This window comes from Fulvivirga sp. (genome assembly GCF_040220315.1).
Taxonomy (GTDB): Bacteria; Bacteroidota; Bacteroidia; order Cytophagales; family Cyclobacteriaceae; genus Fulvivirga.
Window position 1 is genome coordinate 1 of sequence record NZ_JAVJUY010000039.1, and the last position, 20,093, is coordinate 20,093.

Consider the following 20,093-nt stretch of genomic DNA (forward strand, 5'->3'; position numbering starts at 1 on the left):
ATTTAAATCGGGCGCATTATTTAGAAGCCATATATGGGGTTTCTGTGCAGCTTTGAAGTTGTCATTTCTTAATGCATCTGTGTACAACACATTTTTTTCTTCTGCCAAAGCTTTATCTTCTGGCCAATTCCAGTCGTTGCATTGTGCGCTTACCATTCCTGTAGAAGCTGCTAATGCAGTTGTCAATAAAATGTGTTTAAAAATTGATCTTTTCATAATCGTTTTATTAGTCGTATTTCCGTTTTATGAACCACTGGTCATTAAATGTAATGCCAAGGTAAACCTTGTAATAGTTTTCTTCTAATATTGTTTTATCGATTGATCCTCTCTTCCCGTAGCGGAAGGCCATATCAAAGCTTGAGAACCTCCCGGCTGGTAAAGACCACCCAAAGTTAATGCCAAAATCTTTAACCTGATTCATTTCCCCTTCATTATCAACCAAATAGGGGGTATTTTCATACGAACCACCTATTCTATAGGTTATACGTTTAAAATAACTCGTTACAGAAGAAGGGTCTGGTGTCCATTCCCCTCCGAGTGTAACTTTGAATGAATCATCAAATGCGCCTGATGTGCCATCAAATCGTCTGTATTCAGACCATTTCTGCATTTTGATATCCATTCCTATCATCCATCTTAGACCCCTGTTAAACGAAAAACCCACGCCAATAGCTTGCGGTATTCTTACAATACCACTTTGATTATCTATTAAGGTATCAGTTGCAATTGGGGGTCCGTTGTTTACTGTTCTATCAAAACTTTGGTATTTTTTTGCATTCACATCAGTTCCCAGGTCATACGTAAGGCCAGCTTTAAATTTTGTTTTACTATTAAAAATGGAATCTGCATTAAAAGCTACACCACCAGTAAATAAAAAATCAGAAACAGATACCCTGTCAGTTACAACGGGTGTAAATACATTACCTACGTCTTGAATGGTATTAGAGAACTTCTTTTCGATTGAACTGAATAAGTATGTGGCTTTTAATCCTACAAACAGATATTTGTTTATGGCAACACCGTTAGACCAATAGAATTGATTAAAGCCACCTGAACCCCTTTCTCTGATTTCTACCAAGTCGGTACTTCCTGTAACCTGGCTAGTATAAGTGAAATCATAATTCACATTACTATAAGGCATTAATCCTAAAGAAGTAGTCCAAAAACCTTTTTTAACAGGGAATGCAGTTACAAGATAATTTAGGTTGCCAGCTGTATACTGTTCCTCAAGGCCTTCTCCGGCAACGGTACGCTGTGCACCTACAAAGCCTGCCGAAAATACAGTGAGTGAGTTATATGGTAACAACGCTGGGTTCATGTTATTTAGGTTCCAGTAATTACCATTACTAATGCCTAATCCACCATTACCCTGGTTGTGGGCTTGAGCTAGTTCTACAATATCACCTATTCCGGTGGCTGTAAAAGGGGATCTCGTTGCCTGACCCATTGCCGCGTTTCCTGCTACACAAATCAATACTACCGCCAAAATACGGCCTGCTCTATTTTGATACATTATACTGTAAAATCCCGTTTAAACCTTTCAAAACCAATTCAGGGGCTGCAAATATGCTAGCTTTGAGTTTGTTTTCAAAGAAAATGTAATCTCCACCGCAAATTAGCACCTTTAAAGTCCCGAATTTGTGATTGTATTTTGCTATTAACCCATCCATTTCTGCCGTCATACCATTCACTACACCACTTAAGATCGAGTTTTTGGTGCTATCGCCAACTAACTCTTTTGAATCTTCATTTTCAATCAACGGTAAATTTGCAGTGAAAGTATTCAGTGCTTTAAATCGCATGGCAAGTCCGGGAGAAATAGCTCCACCAAGATATTGACCATCTACAAGCACATCATAAGTGATGCACGTTCCTATATCTACCACCAAACAATTTTCATCTGGAAATTGAAAGTAGGCTCCTGCCACACCTGCAATTCTATCTAATCCAAGCGTTTCAGGTGTTTTATATTTTAGTGTAAATGGCAGTGGGGTATTATGGCTCAACTCAAGGCAATTACCATATACTTTTTGGCGTATGATTGATGTGGAAATACTTGAGGAGCTTATAATTGTATTCTCAATTTCCTGTTCATTGAAAATCCCATCTATATCATCAAGCACAACCGGACGAATTATTTTTGCCAGGTCATTATTGGTGAAAAGACCTACTTTGCCCGTAGTATTGCCAAAATCGATAACTAAATTCATAATTTGTACCTGTAAATCAAGGTAAGTTCTGAAAGGAGTGACAAAGCTATGAAAAATAATTCAACCTATCGCGTGTTAGGGGTTATGTCGGGCACATCATTAGATGGCCTGGATTTAGCCATCTGTAATTTTACGGTTGACCGAGGCGTCTGGAATTTTAAGATTGTAGATGCTAAAACAATAGCTTACCCCAAAGAGATACTTCAAAAACTTTCTTCTGCAACACATTTATCGGGTATACAATTAAAAGAATTGGATAATGAACTTGGTGAATTTATCGGCCTTGCTTGTAAAAACATGCTGCGAAAATCCCCTGTAGATTTTATTGCCTCCCATGGACATACCGTTTTTCATCAGCCAGAAAAAGCTCTTACTCTTCAGATTGGTAACGGACAAATAATATCGGCACTTTGCAATCTGCCTGTAGTCTATGACTTCAGAAGCTTAGATGTAGCGTTGAGTGGACAGGGCGCGCCTTTGGTTCCACTGGTAGATAAGGCATTGTTCTCGAAATACGATTTCTGCCTTAACCTTGGTGGGATTGCCAATATTTCATTTGATCAGGATAATATGCGAATAGCCTATGATGTGGTTCCATGCAATATGATAATGAATACTTTGGCCAATAAACTGGGTAAGTCTTACGATGAAGACGGAAATTTGGCCAGTGAAGGTAAGGTAATAGATGCTGTACTAAAAAAATGGAATGCATTGAAATACTATCACACTAAATCTCCAAAAACACTAGGCTATGAATATGTTTCAAAGAATTATTTTCATGATTTTGATTGCCATGATGTGAATGATATGCTTGCAACTTCTGTGGCACATATTGCTGGCCAAATTAAAAACAGTATGGACCAATCAAAAAAGACCAACGCCAAAATGTTGGTTACAGGAGGAGGAGCCAAAAATAATTTTTTGATAACCATACTAAAAGGGTCTATGAAGGATGTAGAAATTGTAGTTCCTGAAACAACAATCATCGACTTTAAAGAAGCCATGGCTTTTGCTTTTTTAGGGGTGAAAAAGGTTCGTGGGGAAGTAAATGTGCTGGCAAGTGTTTCCGGTGCGTCCCGTGACTCATCCTCTGGTGTAATGGTGGGTTTCTTAGGCTAAAAATTTTTGTAGTTTTGCCCGCCTAAGAATTTAAAACGTTTACGATGAAAGAACTTCTCGAGAAATTTGAAAATAAAAAACCAGAAATTGTTTTTGAATGGAGCGATCCTGAGACTGAAGCTGAGGGTTGGGTGGTGATTAACTCATTACGTGGTGGAGCTGCTGGTGGAGGTACAAGAATGCGCAAAGGGTTAGATAAAAGAGAAGTAGAATCACTTGCTAAAACAATGGAAGTGAAATTCACTGTTTCCGGTCCGGCAATAGGAGGTGCAAAATCAGGCATTAATTTCGATCCGAGTGATCCAAGAAAGAGAGGAGTTTTGGAGCGTTGGTATGCTGCTGTAAAACCACTACTCAAATATTATTATGGAACAGGTGGCGATTTGAATGTAGACGAGATACATGAAGTAATTCCAATTACAGAAGATGTAGGAGTATGGCACCCACAAGAAGGGGTATTTAATGGTCACTTTCAGCCAAGAGAACCGGAATTGATAAATCGTATTGGTCAATTGAGATTAGGTGTGATAAAAGTATTAGAAGATGAGAAATACTCACCATCATTAAAGCGAAAATATACGGTAGCAGATATGATTACCGGCTATGGCGTATCTGAAGCAATTAGACATTTCTATAATTTGTGGGGTGGCAGTGTAAATACTAAAAGAGCAGTTATCCAAGGTTGGGGTAATGTGGGTGCGGCAGCAGCTTTTTATCTGGCTCAGATGGGCGTTAAGATTGTAGGAATCATCGATAGAGATGGGGGTGTAATGAAGGCAGAAGGTTACACCTTAGAGGAAGTGAGGGAGTTATTCTTAACGCGAGATGGCAATAAGCTCTCGACCCCGGAAATGATTCCTTTTGATGAGATAAATGAGAAAATTTGGGATTTGAATTTTGAAATATTTATTCCGGCAGCTGCTTCAAGATTAATTACTAAAGAGCAGGTTGATCGTATGATTGCTTCTGATCTGGAAGTTTTCTCTTGTGGTGCTAACGTACCTTTTGCCGATCCGGAAATATTTTTTGGACCGACAGGGTTGTTCGCAGATAGTAATTTTTCTGTCATACCTGATTTTATTGCTAACTGTGGCATGGCCAGGGTTTTTGCTTACTTAATGGAGTCTGAAGTGGAACTCACTGATGAGTCGATATTTGCAGATACTTCAGAAAAGATAAGAATGGCTCTGGAGAAAACATTTAGAGTAAATAGCACTAAAACTAATATTGCTAAAACATCTTTCGAGATTGCATTAAAACAGTTAGTTTGATTTGGGCAAACGTATTTTCTTAAAACGAGCGGTGTGAAGGTTTTACGATCGGCATTTGTTATTTTAAGCTTTATCATTCTGGGGTTCTTTCTGGGCGGATATCTTGCTTCTTTATCCCTGGAATACCCAAGCGGGCTGGCTGGCCCAGGCATAGTTGTAGGTACCGGGCTGTTTGGTGCTGCGATAGGATTAATCCTCTCTTTAATTATCCTGGCAAACAGCTCTGCGAAAAGAGCCCTTGTATTTGCACTAACAGCTCTTATTATTTCTGTATTAGTTTTTCTTTTAATGCTAAGGGCCAAACAGTTGCGTGATCAGAAAAGAAAGCAATCTCAATTTTCTTTGATATCCTTTCAGCAACCAAATAATAACCAAATGGGGTTAGGTATGGTAAAACCAAACTTCTTTGAAAAGAGTACTCTCTACTTTTATCAACCACAACTTAAGAAATCTGTAAATGAACATATACCAATAGATAGCCTGGTTTTTAAACAAACAGAGTTAGGCTATACAATTACATACGCACCGCCATGGTTCTATCCAGAATTCTTAAAAATGGACTATGATATTCTTTTCATGAAGTGTATGTCAACTACCAAAGATTGGGTTCAGGTTGTAGTTAATAAACAAACCGGGAGAACGATGTGGATGGATATTCATGATGTGAAAGTTGAATATTGGCCTTCATTCTTATTAAACACTTATTCCATTAAGATTGACGAAGGAGATAATCCGTTAAAAGTGAAGCCCATTGATAATTCTTCGGATGTTAATCTTCAAGGTATCTATAAGCCTGTAGAAATAAAATCTGATTGGATTAGAGTAGAAATATATAATGATACTTACCAAATGATTGGTGAAGCATGGGTAAGATGGTGTAAAAATGGTGTATTGCAAGTAGATTATGAGATATTGAGCTAAATCTTAATGTCATATTAATTTCTATATTGAAAATTATTCGTTCATTTATATACCTTTGGGACTACCACCAGTGGCTATCTTTTGATAAAAAGAAGCTTTTTCAATTAATTTGACAAAAACAAAGAATTAGTGAATAGTAAGCTTGTAGGCATTTTTTTTCTTGTTCTAACTTTGGCGGTGGCATTTCCTACCAACGCAGAACCTTCGAATCCAGGTGATTCAAGTGCCTTAGAAATTGTAGAAGAACATAGCGATGCTCATGCGGAAGCCGCTGCTGGCCATGAAGAAGATCACGCCCCTCCAGGATGGACAGTTTTACCATTCATTATACTTCTTTTAATGATTGCCACCGGGCCGCTATTCTATGAGCACTTTTGGCATAAGAATTACCCCAAAGTAGCAGTGGCTTTTGCTGCCGTGGTGGTGTTGTATTATCTCTTTGTTTTAGGTAATACCCACGGTCCGGTTCATGCATTAGCAGAATATGTTCAGTTTATTTCCTTGTTGGCAGCATTATACATAGCCTCTGGTGGAATTATGATCGATATCGATAAAAAGGCAACACCTATGGCCAATGTTATTTTGCTGGTTACAGGGGCGGTTATTTCAAACCTGATAGGTACAACCGGTGCGTCAATGCTGCTAATTAGGCCTTTCATGCGATTGAATAAAACCAGGCTAAAGGCATATCATGTTATATTCTTTATTTTCCTGGTAAGTAATGTGGGTGGTTCTTTAACCCCCATTGGAGATCCGCCACTCTTTTTGGGGTTTCTGAAAGGAGTGCCTTTTTTCTGGACATTAGAACACAATGTTTTGCCATGGGCAGTGGCCATAATTTTATTGGTGATCGTTTTTTATTGGTTCGATTCACATAATAAATCCAATTATGGACTGAGTGATGAAGAAATTACGTACACAAACAAGATAAAGTTGGTAGGCGTGAGAAATTTCTTTTGGTTAGGTTTAGTCATCGCCTCAGTATTTTTAGATCCTAATGTAATATCATGGGTGCCTGCCATTGTGTATCATGGGCAGAAGTTTTCTTTTTTGAGGGAGCTGATTATGCTTTTTGTAGCATTTCTATCATTCAAATTTGCTAATAAAAAGGCGATTGACGGAAACGAGTTTAGTTTTGAACCTATCAGGGAAGTAGCATTTATTTTCATCGGTATTTTTGGCACAATGATGCCTGCATTAGAACTTGTTGGTGGATTTGCAGCGTCACCCGCAGGAGCTAAATTGATTAGTCATAATACTCTGTACTGGGGAACGGGTATATTATCAGGGTTCCTTGACAATGCGCCCACATACATAAACTTTTTAACTGCGGCTTTAGCCTCACAAGGTGGTGAAATAACCAAATTGAGTGATGTGGTGGCCTTTGCTAATGGCGGTGTTTTCCATGATTCAGTGCTTGACTTAAAGGCTATTTCTATAGCTGCGGTATTTTTTGGTGCATTTACCTACATAGGTAACGGACCCAATTTTATGGTGAAATCCATTGCCGAGCAGATAGGTTTAAAAATGCCTTCTTTCTTCGGTTATATTATCCGGTTTTCCATTCCATTCTTATTGCCATTGCTACTCGTAATCTGGCTTATCTTTTTTGCTTTCGTATAGTTTAAAATAGAAGATTTAGTTTTTTCAAAGTTTCAGTTTTGTATGCAGAGTCTATTAATAGCGATATATTATGTCTGCTGCCACCATACGATACCATCCTAACAGGTATTTCTGAAATACAATCAAAAATCTTTTTCAATACCCCGCTTCTTTCAGAAACCATATTGCCTACAATACAGATGATAGTTTGATTTTCATCGATTTCAACGACACCAAAGCTTTTAAGCACCTCGGTGATCTGAGGCAGGTTTCTGTTATCATCAATGGTGAGTGAAACGGCCACTTCAGAAGTAGTGATCATATCGATGGGCGTTTTGTACTTGTTAAAAACTTCAAAGATGTTTTGAAGAAAACCATACGCCAATAACATACGTGTAGATTTCACTTTTATGGCCGTGATATTGTCTTTTGCAGCAATGGCTTTTATATCTGATTGGTTAGAATCTAAACCGATTAACGTTCCCTTCGCCTCATGATCCATAGTACTTTTTAGGCGAACAGGAATTTTATATTTCTGGGCAGGTAGAATAGATGTTGGGTGCAGGATTTTAGCACCAAAATAGGCCAGCTCGGCTGCTTCATCGAAGGTTAAAGCTTCTATCGGGCTAGTTTTGTCAACCACTCGTGGGTCGTTGTTATGCATTCCGTCTATATCAGTCCAGATTTGAACTTCTTTTGCACCTATGGCAGCACCAATAATTGAAGCGGTATAATCGCTACCACCTCGTTTTAAATTATCAGTTTGCCCTAAGTGATTTTTACAAATATAACCTTGTGTAATGGTAAGTGGCTTATCTTGTATTAAAGGTTTTAATTTTGAACCGATTTTTTCAATTTCTGGCTCACCATCCTCATCAATGGTCATAAAATCGAAAGCCGACAACAATTGAGAAACTATATTTTTACTTTTTAGGTATGCCGCAAACAGGTTAGTTGAGAGAATCTCACCATAGGCCACTAATGTTTTATTGTTACCCAAATTAAAATCGGGGATATTGGCGAAGTTCTCAATCTGACCAAAATATTTATTTACAACGGCAAGGCCTTCATCTTTCGAAGCACTCGAAGAGTAAAGCTCTTCAACAAGTTTTAAGTAATCGTTCTTTAAGCTTTCAATGAGTTTGAGGGCAGTGTCGTTACTGCCTTTGAGTAAAAGCTCACCAATTTCTACCAAGGTGTTAGTTGTACCTGATACTGCCGACAAAACCACCACTTTGGACTTATTATCCAAAGTAATTAACTCTGCTACTTTTTGCATGCGTTGAGCATTGCCAACTGAGGTACCTCCAAATTTATAAACAATCATATTCGAAAATTAGGCCACGAAATTAGTGGTTTTGAACGTAATTGAGGCTAGCAAAGCAATTAAAAACTAATATTTGTTACAGTTTAACTGGATGTTTAATGGAAACTTGCAGAAACTTGTCGTGATGAAAAACATATTCCTATTTGCTGCACTATTGACCCTTACTTCAAATTTCAATGCCTTCTCTCAAGAGATTCATGGTAGAGATGATATCTGGTTTTTGATGATAAACACCTTCAAATTGAATGATAAATGGGATGTTGGCAATGAATTGCACATGCGTTTTGATGACTACTTGAATGATGATCAGCAGTTTTTAATCAGGCCTTTTTTTAATTATCATGCCAATGTTAGTGTGACCTATTCAGGAGGGTATACATATATTCGCACCTATCCTTATGGCCAGTATCCATTACCTGATACCAAACCAGAACATAATATCTGGGAACAGGTTACTTTCAACCAGCAAATCAATAATTTCAGTTTAGCGCATCGGTATAGATTGGAGCATCGTTGGCAAGGCAATTTGGTTCAGCAAACAGATGGCTCTTTTGATGTGGATGATTATGATTTTAGTCATCGATTGAGATACAGGCTCATGTACCGAAGACCCTTCAATGATCAATGGGCTTTGGTTTTATTTGATGAATTCTTCCTTAACATTAGCGATGATTTAAAAAATGTGGGTTTCGATCGGAACTGGTTATTCTTAGGCGCGAATTATAGTTTCACCGAACGCCTGTCTTTGTTAGGCGGTCTTATGCATCATTATGCGAAAAACTCACCCGACAGGTTTGAGCGCCACCCTACAGCATGGTTTATTCTTGATTGGAGATTTAATTAGGGTAATTGCAGCTGTAGATTCTCATTTTATCTTAATGTAACATTAGTTACTTAATCATAGATTCTCAATGATCATTTTTGCAACTTGTTAAAAAAATAAGATAGAGACCATTGAGAAAATTCTTTCCCATATTGGATTGGCTTCCCAGCTACTCAGGTAAACATTTAAAAGGTGATTTATTTGCAGGGCTAACCGTAGGCGTAATGCTTATACCACAAGGTATGGCCTATGCGCTAATAGCTGGTTTGCCTCCGGTGTATGGGTTGTATGCATCTATCGTTCCGCAAATTGTATATGCCTTTTTTGGCACCTCCAGGCAATTATCTGTAGCGCCAGTGGCCATGGATTCACTCATGGTGGCAGCCGGGGTTTCAGTAATGGCGGTTCAAGGCACTGATCAATACATTACTTATGCCATTATGTTGGCCTTTTTTATGGGCCTTTTTCAATTATTGCTCGGGATGTTTCGAATGGGGTTTATTACCAATCTGCTATCTAAACCTGTGATTAATGGCTTTACTTCAGCAGCAGCAATCATTATAGGCCTCAATCAGCTTAAATACTTAATGGGTGTAGAAATATTAAAGACCAATAAAGTCTATTTAATTGTATGGGATGCGATTCAAAAAATAAATGATACACATTTAGTTACCTTACTACTGGGTGTTGCTGGTATTGTGCTTATAAAGCTTGTGAAAAGAGTGAATAGTAATATTCCAGGAGCACTTATAGCTGTAGTTGTAGGTATTCTTATAGTGGTTGTATTTTCATTGGATCAGTCGGGAGTGGCTGTTGTGAGGGAGATACCAAGCGGCCTGCCTACATTCACTTGGCCGTCATTTAGTTTTGAAACCGTTAGTTCACTGCTGCCATTGGCTTTAACCATTTCTATTGTAGCATTTATGGAGGCCTATTCTGTTGCCAAAGCACTGGAAACAAAAAGTGGGGATCATAAGATAAAAGCCAATCAGGAATTAATAGGTTTAGGCGCTGCGAATGTAATAGGTTCTTTATTTCAGTCATATCCCGTAACAGGTGGTTTTTCACGATCAGCAGTTAACTTTCAGGCAGGTGCCAAAACACCTATGGCCTCTATTATTAGTGCTGTTTTAATTGCTATTACCTTATTATTTCTAACGCCACTGTTTTATTACCTGCCAGAAGCCATTTTAGCATCAGTAATAATGGTAGCAGTTTCAGGGCTAATTGATTTTGGTTATATAAAACAGCTATGGCATGATAGTAAGGTAGATTTTGCATTGTTATTAGCCACTTTACTTATTACGCTTAATTTTAGTATGGTGCCTGGAATAGTCTCTGGTGTGGTATTATCTATTTTGGTTTTATTGTATCGAACTGCTTATCCGCATATAGCCAGATTAGGTAAATTAAAAGGGTTTAATGAATACAGAAACCTTGCACGCTTCAAAGACTTAGAGGTGTGGGATAATTTACTAATTATGAGGGTTGATGCTCCAATCACATTTATTAACATTCAGTTTGTGAAAGAATATATAGAAAGTGCTGTTAGTACTAACCCTAAAATTGAGCGGGTGATTATTGATGCAGGGCCTGTGAGTATGATTGATGCTACTGCTGCTAACGGAATTCGTGAAATATTGTGGTACTTGAAGGGCAGGGGAATCACGCTTGTTTTCAGTGATGTAATTGGCCCAGTGAGGGATGTTTTTCATAAAACAGGCTTGATGGCCGAAATTGGTGCGGACAATATATTTTTAACCCTTAATTCAGCGGTAATGGGTCGGCCTACTTCAACCGACCAACAGTCAAAAGAATATGCCACGCAACACGGCATTTTAGAAGAAAACAAAAATTAGTTGTTAGAGTAAGTGGGACAGCCCAAGCGGGATGTGTTGCATTAAATTTTTTTATGAAAGAATTGGTAGAAGTTGTAAGTGAGCCTTGGCCATGGTATGTGGCAGGTAGTATAATTGCCCTTGTGATGTTTATGTTGCTCTATTTGGGCAATACCTTTGGTATATCATCAAACCTCAGAACGGTGTGCTCCATTTTTGGGGCGGGAAAAAATTGCGAGTATTTCGATTTTCATTGGAGGGCTCAAACATGGAATTTGATTTTTGCCTCAGGCATGATGATTGGCGGCTTTATCGCGGCTAACTGGCTGAGCACAGATTCAGGTGTGAGAATCTCTACTGAAACTATTCTAGAACTTAAGAATTACGGCATAGAAAATCCCGGTAACGAGATAGTACCAGAAACACTTTTTTCGTGGGAGTCTTTGTTGACTTTTAAGGGTATAATCATGCTCGTAGTTGGTGGATTTCTGGTAGGGTTTGGAACACGGTATGCTGGTGGGTGCACTTCTGGTCATGCCATAAGCGGTTTAAGCGCTTTGCAATGGCCTTCACTAATTGCTGTCATAGGCTTTTTTATAGGGGGTCTGTTTGTTACTTATTTGGTTTTACCTCACTTGTTAGCGCTTTAGGAACATGAAAATAGTAAGATATTTATTGATCGGAATTGTTTTTGGGATTACCCTAACAAAGGCAGAAATTATCTCGTGGTACAGAATTTATGAGATGTTCCGCTTTCAATCATTTCACATGTATGGTGTAATTGGTACTGCTGTAGTGCTGGGGATTATTATTACTCAAATTATTAAACGCACGAATATGAAAGACGCTAATGGTAAAAGCATCATGATAGTACCTAAAGAAAGGAGCATATCCAGATACCTTTTCGGTGGGATAATCTTCGGCCTTGGCTGGGCATTAACCGGGGCATGTCCAGGCCCATTGTTTATATTGTTGGGCAATGGTGTGGGTGTTATTCTGGTAGTTATTGCATCGGCATTGTTGGGCACTTATACTTATGGGTTGGTGAAGGATAAGCTGCCGCATTAGCCAAGTCAATTAATTCATCAACATCGTGTTTCAGCTACCAAAGTAGAGTGGTAAGCTTCTTCAAAAACTCAAGCACTTTAACTAATACTATTGTAACAGTAATTATTGCTAGGAAGTATATGTTTTTCTCGATTCTTTCGCGCACATTTACTTTCATAATTTTAAATCGCTTGAAGTTTGGTTATTAATTTTTTTGATTGATAGTTTTTTCTATTCATTACCGAAGTAATGGCATCATTGAGTTCATTAATGAAATTGTGGACCAGTAAAATGGCCTGATTTTCACCATTAAAATTTTTCAGATAAAAATCACTGAGGTAATCACTCAATATGATTAATCCAGTGGCATGGTTTTTTAGTAATTGAGGAATGCTATAGCCATAGCTTAAGGAGTCATAAATCACAACACTAGTAGAAAATTCAGCAGGAATAAGTACATTGAGCTGGTCGTTAAACCAAACACACTGGTAGCCTTCTTCTGTTAGAAATTCTGCTAAGTGTATATTTTTGCTTATTAAATAAATGCAGCTCATCTTGAATAGTACAGCTGCAAAGCACGGTAGATAAATGTATCCTTATGTAAGGATACACCCTTAATTCAAAGTCTACGTGTATTACTTAGTCTATTGAATATGCTCAAATTATATCATCAAAAATTCTGTTTTTCACTGCATATAATACCAGGCCTGCAGAGCTTTTGGCACCTGTCTTTTCCATTAAATTACGCTTGTGTACTTCCACAGTTCTAATGCTAATAAACAGCTCATCGGCAATTTCCTGATTGGATTTGTCATCCATAATTAGTCTATAAATATCTAGTTCTCTAGGGGTTAATGGTATAGAATTGGTATGCCTTGTCTTTTTCTTAGCAAGATTGTTCATTACCGTTTGTGCTACTTCCGGGCTGTAGAAAATCTCATTATCCATTACGCGATCGATGGCTTCAATCATTTCTGACTGATTACAATTTTTTAAAAGATAACCACTAGCACCGGCATCCATCATGGATTTAATATGGTGATAATCGTTGTGCATGGTTAAAGCAATTACTTTAATATCTTTAAATTCTTTGTTGATTTGTGCAGTTGAATCAATGCCATTTAGCACGTCCATGTTAATGTCAATCAATACCAGGTCAATTGGGTGTTGCCTCAAATATGCCAATGCCTCATTTCCGTTTTTTGCTTCTGAAATGGCTTCAACTTTTGGGTGTTTTTCAACATAGAGCCTAACTCCATCCCTAACTATTTTATGGTCATCAACAATTAATATTTTCATTTTTCTATTACATAATGGCTCTTAAAAGGTATTTCAATCGTAATGCTTGTTCCATGGTTTATGCGGGAATCTATTGTGGCAGTGCCCGATAACAGCTGCGCACGTTGTCTGATACTTTCCAAGCCAAACTGGTTTTCTTTTTCCAGTTGTGCAATATCAAAACCTTTCCCATCATCTTCAATCGACCAAATGATTAGATCGGGATATAACATAAGCTGAATAGCAACCTGCTTAGCGTCTGCGTATTTAAGTGCATTGTTAATTGCTTCCTGCGTTATCCGATACAAGTGCAGGCCTAAGTGTACGGAGATGTCTTTGTTTTGTAGATTCTCATAAAACGAAAATCGAGTGTCAGAAATGGCATTCAACTCATTCACCAAACTTTCTATCGATAATTTAAGGCCAAAATCTTCTACATTTCTCGGCATAAGGTTATGCGATATGTTACGAGTCTCCTTTATTGCCAATTCTAAAAATCCTAATCCTTTTACAAGCCGTTCATTTAACTCAAGATATTCAAGTTCTTTATCTTTTAATGAATTGAAATAAAGCGAAACAGTAGTTAGTTTTTGACCCAAGCTATCGTGCAGTTCCTTGGCAATTCTTCTTCGTTCCCTGTCTTCTGTTTGTATTATCGTCTGCACAATTTTTTCTTCTGATTCCACCCGATCTGTAATATCGATAATAATACCTTCGAGAAAGCCTTTTTCTATTTCCTGGCCTCGGTCGAAGACCCATTTAGGGCCTGCTGCCGTGTCAATTTCATAGAATAATTTATAAGGCCTATTTTCAGCTATGGCTTCATCAACTTCCCTTCTAATTTTATCATGATAATTTTCTTTAATGATATTGAAAATAGAAGATTTGGAATTTTTCAGTTGATCTGGCGAATAGCCGGTGAGCTCCAGACAGCCTTCACTAACAAATGAAAGCTTAAAATCATCTTTATGTGAAGAGCGATAGACCATGCCAGGAAGGTTGGCCATTAAAGCCAGTAATCGGGATTGGCTTTTCTTTAGGTTTTCTTCTGCTTTTTTCCGTTTTTCTTCATTTAATACCTGTTCAGTAACATCAAATAACAACCCATCTATTACTCGCTCACCACTACTTAGTTTTGTAGGCTTAAAGCGAGCATTAACCCATTTCTGAACGGAATTATATTCAATGGGTAAGGTCATCTCACCATTACCACCAGATTGCATTAACTGGCTCAGATACTCCCTGGATTTTACAATGAACTCATCTGGCAGCACATCGCGGCCGCGTAAATTCTTTTCTTTAATATCACTATTTTTAATTCCAAGGTAAGCTTCACTATTTCCGCTTATATATTTCAGGCTAAATTCATCATCAGTACCCAGCCTAAAAAACATACCAGGCATATTTTCAATTAATGACTGTAGCTGCTCTTTACTTTCTTTCAATTCATTTCTAATTCTTCGCTGTTCAGTAATATTGGCAATGGATAAAACACTGTACCTTGTTCCTTCCACCGGCAATGGATATACACTTACTTCGCAATAAAATTCAGAACCGTCTTTACGTCTTAGCATAATATCTTCTTCTAAGCCCAGATGAAAAACTTTAAAATCGTTGATTAATCCATCACGAACTTTTTGAAGCAAAGGATAGTATTTTTCGGGTACAATTATTTCACCCGGTTCGCCCACTATTTCATGTAGCTGATAATCAAAATAGTAAGTAAAGGTTTTATTAATCTGATGAATTTTGCCATCCTTAAACAAGACAATAGCAAACTGGCTGTAATCTAAAATGCTTTCCAGGAGAGTTACATTAAATCGTAATTGAGATTCCACTTCTTTTTCTTTGGTGATGTCTTTGGAGGTAAAGAGTACATAATCTATTTCACCCTTTTCGTCAAGCAATGGAATAAATGAAGAGTTTGACCAACCCCTTTTGCCATCCGGGTCTTTGTAATTCTCCAGGTAGCTGGTTGGTTTTTTCTCAACGAGGGTTTTTAAAATTTTTGTTTGCCTTGCTGCAATTTCATCTGCGTTTAAATGGAGTATTTCTGTATACAACCATTTTAATGGTTTGCCTACCACCTCTTCTTTTATATAATTTGTATGCCTTTGAATTTTAGTCCAGTAAGATTCAGGGAACTTTACGATAATCAATTCATTCTTTTCTTTTTTTAGTAAGGCTACAAATTCCTTTGTGTGTGCATACATGGAAGATAGTATCCGTTCTGATTCCTGATATCTTTTTTGGGCCAAGTAGCTTTCGTTTTGGGTTGCATTTAGAATTTTTCTGTAACGCCTGGACAGGAAAAGGTAGACAAGAAGTCCGGCTGTTATAGCCATTAAAAACATGTAAATAGCCACTATTAGCGTCATTCCTTCAGTTTTAATATGATATCTACGTGTTTCACTTAGACCTTAAAATACGTGAAACTGCTTAAAAACTGTGTATGATAGTTTAACAAGTTTGCATCGTGTAATTAGTTAAATCAATACAACCATGAAAAAACTAAACTTTTTAACAGCCTTTATTCTAATGTGGGCTATAAGTATGCCTCTTCTGGCTCAAAATGCAGAAAGCAAGATCAAGACCTTGTTTGTATACAATTTTACAAGATACATTCAATGGCCTAACAGCGATGGCAATGTGACCATCGGTATCCTTGGTAATGATGAACAGATTGTGGCAGCGTTTAAAGAAATGGCCGCTAAAAAATCAAGCCCCTCTTCTAAAATTATCATTGAAGTATTTACAGATGCTTCCAAGTCGGGTAAGTATGAACTCGTTTATATTCCTGAAAGTAATAGCCATCTGATTTCATCAGTTTCTAAGTCAGCTAAAACCGTTGTGGTTTCAGAAAAACCAGGCATGACACAAAAAGGTAGCGATATCAATTTTGTGCATAAAGACGGCAAAATACGATTTGAACTAAACAAAAAATCAATCGACAATTCACAATTCAAAGTGGCCAGTCAGCTTGTCAGTCTAGCCATTGTTGTCTAATCAAACCAGTAATTTATTAATACCATGAAAAACACAATCAAATTTTTAACAGCTATGGCCTTAGCAATGGTTATTATACCATCATTTGGTCAGGAAGAAGAAGATATTTTCGAGTTGAGTCTCGAAGAGTTAATGGATATAGATATTTATTCTGTATCAAAAAAGGCGGAATCATTATTCGATGCACCGCTTTCAAGTTCTACGCTAACAAAGGAAGAAATCTATAATGCTGGAGCCACCAGCATTCCAGAAGCATTACGCTTGGTGCCGGGTCTTATTGTAAGAGAAATGACCAACGGTTCATACGATATCCATTTAAGAGGTTTCGACAACATTAACAGATATGGTGACGGAACAAGTTCTGCTAACCAAATTACCTTGGTAATGATTGACGGCAGACCTGTATTTAACTACAACTTAGGCGGAACTAACTGGGAAGCATTACCAGTAGACTTAGTAGATGTTGAGCGAATAGAAGTTGTGAGAGGCCCATCAGCTCCGCTATACGGACCAAATGCAGTAGCAGGTGTTATTAACATTATTACGAAAGACGTGGATCAAGAAGGTGTAATTGCTAATGCCAATGTTTCAGCCGGAACAGACAACACGTATATCGGAGGTGTTAGATTAGGCTACCAATTCAATGAGAAATTCTCTGCTCAGGTGTCGGGTAACTTCCAGCGTAGAGACAGACAAGACGATGAAATTTTCTTGTATCAGCAAAATGCTTATGGCGATCCGGGTAACGATAATTTTGAAACAGGTGTAGAAAGAAACGGTGTAAACCTAATGTTAGATTATGCGGTTGCTGAAGATTTTAATATCGGAGTACAAACAGGATTGCAAAGAGCTGAAGTGGTTAAGCCATTTACACAGAATACTACTACTCCATTTTCACAGTCAGTGTATGAGTCAGAATATGTGAATTTAGCTGTAAATAAAGGTGGATTGGCCGGTAGATTTTCTTATACAACAGGTTTTGATGACCTTAATAAGGGAGCCGCACAGGTATTGTTAAAATACGATTACTCCATTGTAGATGCCAATCTGGAATATAATTGGAATTTGTCAGATAAAATCTCTGTTCGTCCGGGGTTCAGTTATCAAAGTGCAGCATATAATAATGAAGATTATGTGGATTTATCACAGGGTACAATAGGCGTATTTCAAGGTGAGCAAACGGTAGAAAATATAGCCGGATCTTTAATGGCTGACATTGAAGTAACTGAAAAACTAAGATTGGTTGCTGGCGGTCGAGTAGATAAATTTAACTCACCTGACGAAGCGTATTTTGCTTATCAATTTGCTGCAACTTATGACATTAACGATAAGAACTTGATTAGAGCAGTTGTTTCAAAATCTAACAGTGGATCATTTATAGGGCCCAACTTTTTAGATGTACAATTACCTCCTGCTAACCTGTACTATCAGGGAGATAAAAACCTAGATTTATTTCAGATTCAAATGTTTGAATTAGGTTATAGAACTAAATTGAGCAATAAGTTAGAATTGAATATTGAATTATTCAGACAACAAGCAGAAAATACCAATGCCTTGATTGTAGACATACCTCAGGCACCTTATACTCCTGGCGGTGATTACTTCAGGTATGTAAACATGCCGGCTGAGTCTGTTCAAAATGGTGTTACACTTTCAGCTAATTATGTGCCGTCTTCAAAAGTGCAGCTAAAGCCATTTGTAACATTCCAAAAAACAGAATCTGAGAACCTGGCATCATCCCAAAGCATTTTTGGACTGGCAGATCTTAGTGATGATGAGAACGATCAAACTCCTGCAGTATATGGTGGGTTCTACTTAAACGTGAAAGCCACTGAAAAGCTAACGGTGAATTTTAACCCTTACTTTATGAGTGAGCAAAATCAATATAGTTTTTATGATAATGTAAACCCAGCTACCACTGTGGGTGAAATAGACAGCCGTTTAATCGTAAATGCAAAAGTGAATTATATGATCAACAACCACTTTAATGTATATCTAAACGGAAGAAACTTATTAGGTGATGAAAAGGCAGAGTTTTATGGAACTGACAGAACCAGCATGTTATTGATGGCTGGCGCTTCCATTAAATTCTAAGATTTCATGGTAGATTGATTAGTGTTGAGGGCGAAAGCTGCGGGGAAACCTGCAGCTTTCTTTGTTTATTTTGTCTCGTCAAGTATGGCGTTAATTTCTTTTACTACACGGTCTAAATCCTCACTGGCTTTTTTGATTTTCTCAATGATTTTAATTCTTTCTTCATCAGACAGAATATGAGTTTCAAATAGGTTGACCAGTCCGAGGATAGAAGCTAGCGGGCTTCTTAGTTTGTGCGAGTTAATAAACGCATATTCAGAGAGTCTTACATTTTTATTTATTAGTTCAATATTCTTTTTCTCTATTTCCGTAGTTCTACGTTTTACCTTTTGGTCTAGCGTATTATTTAGTTCATAGAGCTTTTCATTCTTTAGCTCTAATTGTTTTGATTGTTCTTCAAGCTCCTCCAAAAGCTTCTGAGTATACATGTCATTTTTCACGATGATGCGGTGAAATGTGTAGCTACCCGCATTTAGAATGAAGTAGGCAATGATAGTTCGCATTTGCATTAGCGGGTAGTCCTCAAGTGGTAGCCCTTGGGTATAGTAACTGAGGTTTACAGCAGATAGAATCTGCTCAAAAAATAGCACCGATATCAGTCCGGGTAAAATGCCGGCTATCAACGAATATTGAGATCTGTAAGAAAATACTAAAAATGGTATGGTACTGAATGTGAGAAGAAATATTCGAATTGCACCATAGATGCTTGGGTATACATATGGTAAATCAGGCATTTGCGATATGAAAATAAACCACAAATAGAGAATCGGTAGTAAGCAAATTAAAAATCGGGCTAAGTAATCAAACCCTAGTCTGTTCAAGAATATTGTGGAAGAAAATGCCAATACACCAATAACAAGATGCATTCCTGAAACACCATAAGACAAATCATTGAAAAAGATAAGCCCCAGGATATAAATCATTAGTACAGCTACATTTATTATCAGACTTATGTAGTTGGATATTAAGATGCCTCTTTTATCCTGATAACTCTTAGCATTAGCTATCCCGCTTTTGACAATATGTTGGACAATATTCATGGATAGAATGTACTGCCAGATTAAATTAAGTGAGAATATACTACAATTTAGGGAGTTGTCAATGCTGTATTGAATGAAGGGATGGTAGTTTTATTCACATAACGGAATTAGTGGCATATGGTGTTTCAACATTAAGTATGAGGTTTTTCACTCCAAAGCCCTATTAAAAAATTATGTTAATTAAAATTCGTAACTTATTCCAAAACAATAAGTTTATTGCTATGAAAACCTTTGCTGCCTTATTCATTAGTATCTGTCTTAGTGCTGCAAGTCAATTATATGCACAAGATTCACAATTAAAACCTCTGAATGATCTGAATCTAAGCATCTCTAAGTTGATGATACAGGGTAATGATATTTCGGACAGTCTTAAATCAGTGACAATTGTTGATGGCATATGGACAGAGCGCAATATGCGGGATGTTGTAATCGGTAAAGCAAATGTTATAAAGAATAGCAATAATGAAATTCATATTTAGTGGATATCTGCTACCAATGGTGCGAAGAAAGACGGTGT

General features: G+C 37.5%; 18 protein-coding genes and 1 pseudogene. 11 read left to right on the forward strand and 8 right to left on the reverse strand.

Annotation, left to right across the window (positions count from 1 at the left end):
* The 3 genes and pseudogenes from RLO81_RS01330 to RLO81_RS01340 all read right to left on the reverse strand — a co-directional run.
* Window positions 1–216, reverse strand: a pseudogene (locus RLO81_RS01330) (hypothetical protein); the annotation flags it as partial.
* Window positions 217–226: 10 nt separating this feature from the next.
* Complete coding sequence (gene bamG, locus RLO81_RS01335; RefSeq protein WP_350106103.1) at window positions 227–1,513, reverse strand: BamG family beta-barrel-assembly machinery protein; 1,287 nt, start codon at window positions 1,511–1,513, stop codon at window positions 227–229.
* Window positions 1,500–2,210: a type III pantothenate kinase gene (locus RLO81_RS01340; protein ID WP_350106106.1), complete on the reverse strand. Its 711-nt coding sequence runs from the start codon at window positions 2,208–2,210 to the stop codon at window positions 1,500–1,502. The genes bamG and RLO81_RS01340 overlap by 14 nt, the downstream gene beginning before the upstream one ends.
* A gap of 48 nt (window positions 2,211–2,258) precedes the next feature.
* Here RLO81_RS01340 and RLO81_RS01345 point away from each other — a divergent pair, with 48 nt between their 5' ends.
* The 4 genes from RLO81_RS01345 to RLO81_RS01360 all read left to right on the forward strand — a co-directional run bounded on the left by RLO81_RS01345 (window position 2,259) and on the right by RLO81_RS01360 (window position 7,144).
* Window positions 2,259–3,329 carry an anhydro-N-acetylmuramic acid kinase gene (locus tag RLO81_RS01345; protein WP_350106109.1) on the forward strand — a complete coding sequence of 357 codons (1,071 nt, stop codon included), beginning with the start codon at window positions 2,259–2,261 and terminating at the stop codon, window positions 3,327–3,329.
* A 44-nt stretch (window positions 3,330–3,373) separates the two neighbouring features.
* Entirely contained in the window at window positions 3,374–4,600 is a 1,227-nt protein-coding gene (locus tag RLO81_RS01350) for a Glu/Leu/Phe/Val dehydrogenase dimerization domain-containing protein (RefSeq protein ID WP_350106112.1), read from the forward strand.
* A gap of 33 nt (window positions 4,601–4,633) precedes the next feature.
* Window positions 4,634–5,521, forward strand: coding sequence for a hypothetical protein (locus RLO81_RS01355; RefSeq protein WP_350106114.1), 888 nt, complete (start codon window positions 4,634–4,636; stop codon window positions 5,519–5,521).
* 129 nt (window positions 5,522–5,650) lie between these two features.
* Window positions 5,651–7,144 (forward strand): sodium:proton antiporter, encoded by a 1,494-nt coding sequence (locus RLO81_RS01360; RefSeq protein WP_350106117.1) that lies wholly within the window; start codon window positions 5,651–5,653, stop codon window positions 7,142–7,144.
* A gap of 1 nt (window position 7,145) precedes the next feature.
* On the opposite strand, the gene RLO81_RS01365 is transcribed toward RLO81_RS01360, so the two are convergent.
* Window positions 7,146–8,450: an aspartate kinase gene (locus tag RLO81_RS01365; protein ID WP_350106120.1), complete on the reverse strand. Its 1,305-nt coding sequence runs from the start codon at window positions 8,448–8,450 to the stop codon at window positions 7,146–7,148.
* 124 nt (window positions 8,451–8,574) lie between these two features.
* Between RLO81_RS01365 and RLO81_RS01370 the strand changes: the two genes are divergently transcribed.
* The 4 genes from RLO81_RS01370 (at window position 8,575) to RLO81_RS01385 (ending at window position 12,179) form a co-directional block, all read left to right on the forward strand.
* Window positions 8,575–9,294 carry a DUF2490 domain-containing protein gene (locus RLO81_RS01370; RefSeq protein WP_350106122.1) on the forward strand — a complete coding sequence of 240 codons (720 nt, stop codon included), beginning with the start codon at window positions 8,575–8,577 and terminating at the stop codon, window positions 9,292–9,294.
* 110 nt (window positions 9,295–9,404) lie between these two features.
* The gene (locus tag RLO81_RS01375; RefSeq protein ID WP_350106125.1) at window positions 9,405–11,132 is read left to right on the forward strand and encodes a SulP family inorganic anion transporter; all 1,728 of its coding nucleotides are present in this window, start codon (window positions 9,405–9,407) and stop codon (window positions 11,130–11,132) included.
* Between the two features lie 53 nt (window positions 11,133–11,185).
* Entirely contained in the window at window positions 11,186–11,761 is a 576-nt protein-coding gene (locus RLO81_RS01380; protein ID WP_350106128.1) for a YeeE/YedE family protein, read from the forward strand.
* A gap of 4 nt (window positions 11,762–11,765) precedes the next feature.
* Window positions 11,766–12,179, forward strand: coding sequence for a DUF6691 family protein (locus tag RLO81_RS01385; RefSeq protein WP_350106131.1), 414 nt, complete (start codon window positions 11,766–11,768; stop codon window positions 12,177–12,179).
* 161 nt (window positions 12,180–12,340) lie between these two features.
* On the opposite strand, the gene RLO81_RS01390 is transcribed toward RLO81_RS01385, so the two are convergent.
* The 3 genes from RLO81_RS01390 to RLO81_RS01400 all read right to left on the reverse strand — a co-directional run bounded on the left by RLO81_RS01390 (window position 12,341) and on the right by RLO81_RS01400 (window position 15,814).
* Window positions 12,341–12,712 (reverse strand): hypothetical protein, encoded by a 372-nt coding sequence (locus RLO81_RS01390; protein WP_350106134.1) that lies wholly within the window; start codon window positions 12,710–12,712, stop codon window positions 12,341–12,343.
* Between the two features lie 103 nt (window positions 12,713–12,815).
* Entirely contained in the window at window positions 12,816–13,457 is a 642-nt protein-coding gene (locus tag RLO81_RS01395) for a response regulator transcription factor (protein WP_350106137.1), read from the reverse strand.
* On the reverse strand, window positions 13,454–15,814 hold the full coding sequence (locus tag RLO81_RS01400; protein ID WP_350106140.1) for a PAS domain-containing sensor histidine kinase: 2,361 nt from the start codon (window positions 15,812–15,814) through the stop codon (window positions 13,454–13,456). The genes RLO81_RS01395 and RLO81_RS01400 overlap by 4 nt, the downstream gene beginning before the upstream one ends.
* Window positions 15,815–15,938: 124 nt before the next feature.
* Between RLO81_RS01400 and RLO81_RS01405 the strand changes: the two genes are divergently transcribed.
* Together RLO81_RS01405 and RLO81_RS01410 are read left to right on the forward strand one after the other, a co-directional pair.
* Window positions 15,939–16,442: a YfiR family protein gene (locus tag RLO81_RS01405; protein WP_350106143.1), complete on the forward strand. Its 504-nt coding sequence runs from the start codon at window positions 15,939–15,941 to the stop codon at window positions 16,440–16,442.
* Between the two features lie 24 nt (window positions 16,443–16,466).
* Window positions 16,467–18,536, forward strand: coding sequence for a TonB-dependent receptor plug domain-containing protein (locus RLO81_RS01410; protein WP_350106146.1), 2,070 nt, complete (start codon window positions 16,467–16,469; stop codon window positions 18,534–18,536).
* 65 nt (window positions 18,537–18,601) lie between these two features.
* Here the strand turns inward: RLO81_RS01410 and RLO81_RS01415 are convergent, their stop codons facing one another.
* Window positions 18,602–19,576 (reverse strand): hypothetical protein, encoded by a 975-nt coding sequence (locus RLO81_RS01415; RefSeq protein WP_350106148.1) that lies wholly within the window; start codon window positions 19,574–19,576, stop codon window positions 18,602–18,604.
* A 221-nt stretch (window positions 19,577–19,797) separates the two neighbouring features.
* Here RLO81_RS01415 and RLO81_RS01420 point away from each other — a divergent pair, with 221 nt between their 5' ends.
* Window positions 19,798–20,055 carry a hypothetical protein gene (locus tag RLO81_RS01420; protein WP_350106151.1) on the forward strand — a complete coding sequence of 86 codons (258 nt, stop codon included), beginning with the start codon at window positions 19,798–19,800 and terminating at the stop codon, window positions 20,053–20,055.
* Window positions 20,056–20,093 lie beyond the last annotated feature (38 nt).

Excerpts from the sequence above, each read along its gene's own strand:
- bamG (WP_350106103.1), bottom strand. The coding sequence starts at position 1,513 with ATGTATCAAAATAGAGCAGGCCGTATTTTGGCGGTAGTATTGATTTGT.
- RLO81_RS01340 (WP_350106106.1), bottom strand. The coding sequence starts at position 2,210 with ATGAATTTAGTTATCGATTTTGGCAATACTACGGGCAAAGTAGGTCTT.
- RLO81_RS01345 (WP_350106109.1), top strand. The coding sequence starts at position 2,259 with ATGAAAAATAATTCAACCTATCGCGTGTTAGGGGTTATGTCGGGCACA.
- RLO81_RS01350 (WP_350106112.1), top strand. The coding sequence starts at position 3,374 with ATGAAAGAACTTCTCGAGAAATTTGAAAATAAAAAACCAGAAATTGTT.
- RLO81_RS01365 (WP_350106120.1), bottom strand. The coding sequence starts at position 8,450 with ATGATTGTTTATAAATTTGGAGGTACCTCAGTTGGCAATGCTCAACGC.
- RLO81_RS01370 (WP_350106122.1), top strand. The coding sequence starts at position 8,575 with ATGAAAAACATATTCCTATTTGCTGCACTATTGACCCTTACTTCAAAT.
- RLO81_RS01380 (WP_350106128.1), top strand. The coding sequence starts at position 11,186 with ATGAAAGAATTGGTAGAAGTTGTAAGTGAGCCTTGGCCATGGTATGTG.
- RLO81_RS01385 (WP_350106131.1), top strand. The coding sequence starts at position 11,766 with ATGAAAATAGTAAGATATTTATTGATCGGAATTGTTTTTGGGATTACC.
- RLO81_RS01390 (WP_350106134.1), bottom strand. The coding sequence starts at position 12,712 with ATGAGCTGCATTTATTTAATAAGCAAAAATATACACTTAGCAGAATTT.
- RLO81_RS01395 (WP_350106137.1), bottom strand. The coding sequence starts at position 13,457 with ATGAAAATATTAATTGTTGATGACCATAAAATAGTTAGGGATGGAGTT.
- RLO81_RS01400 (WP_350106140.1), bottom strand. The coding sequence starts at position 15,814 with ATGACGCTAATAGTGGCTATTTACATGTTTTTAATGGCTATAACAGCC.
- RLO81_RS01405 (WP_350106143.1), top strand. The coding sequence starts at position 15,939 with ATGAAAAAACTAAACTTTTTAACAGCCTTTATTCTAATGTGGGCTATA.
- RLO81_RS01410 (WP_350106146.1), top strand. The coding sequence starts at position 16,467 with ATGAAAAACACAATCAAATTTTTAACAGCTATGGCCTTAGCAATGGTT.
- RLO81_RS01415 (WP_350106148.1), bottom strand. The coding sequence starts at position 19,576 with ATGAATATTGTCCAACATATTGTCAAAAGCGGGATAGCTAATGCTAAG.
- RLO81_RS01420 (WP_350106151.1), top strand. The coding sequence starts at position 19,798 with ATGAAAACCTTTGCTGCCTTATTCATTAGTATCTGTCTTAGTGCTGCA.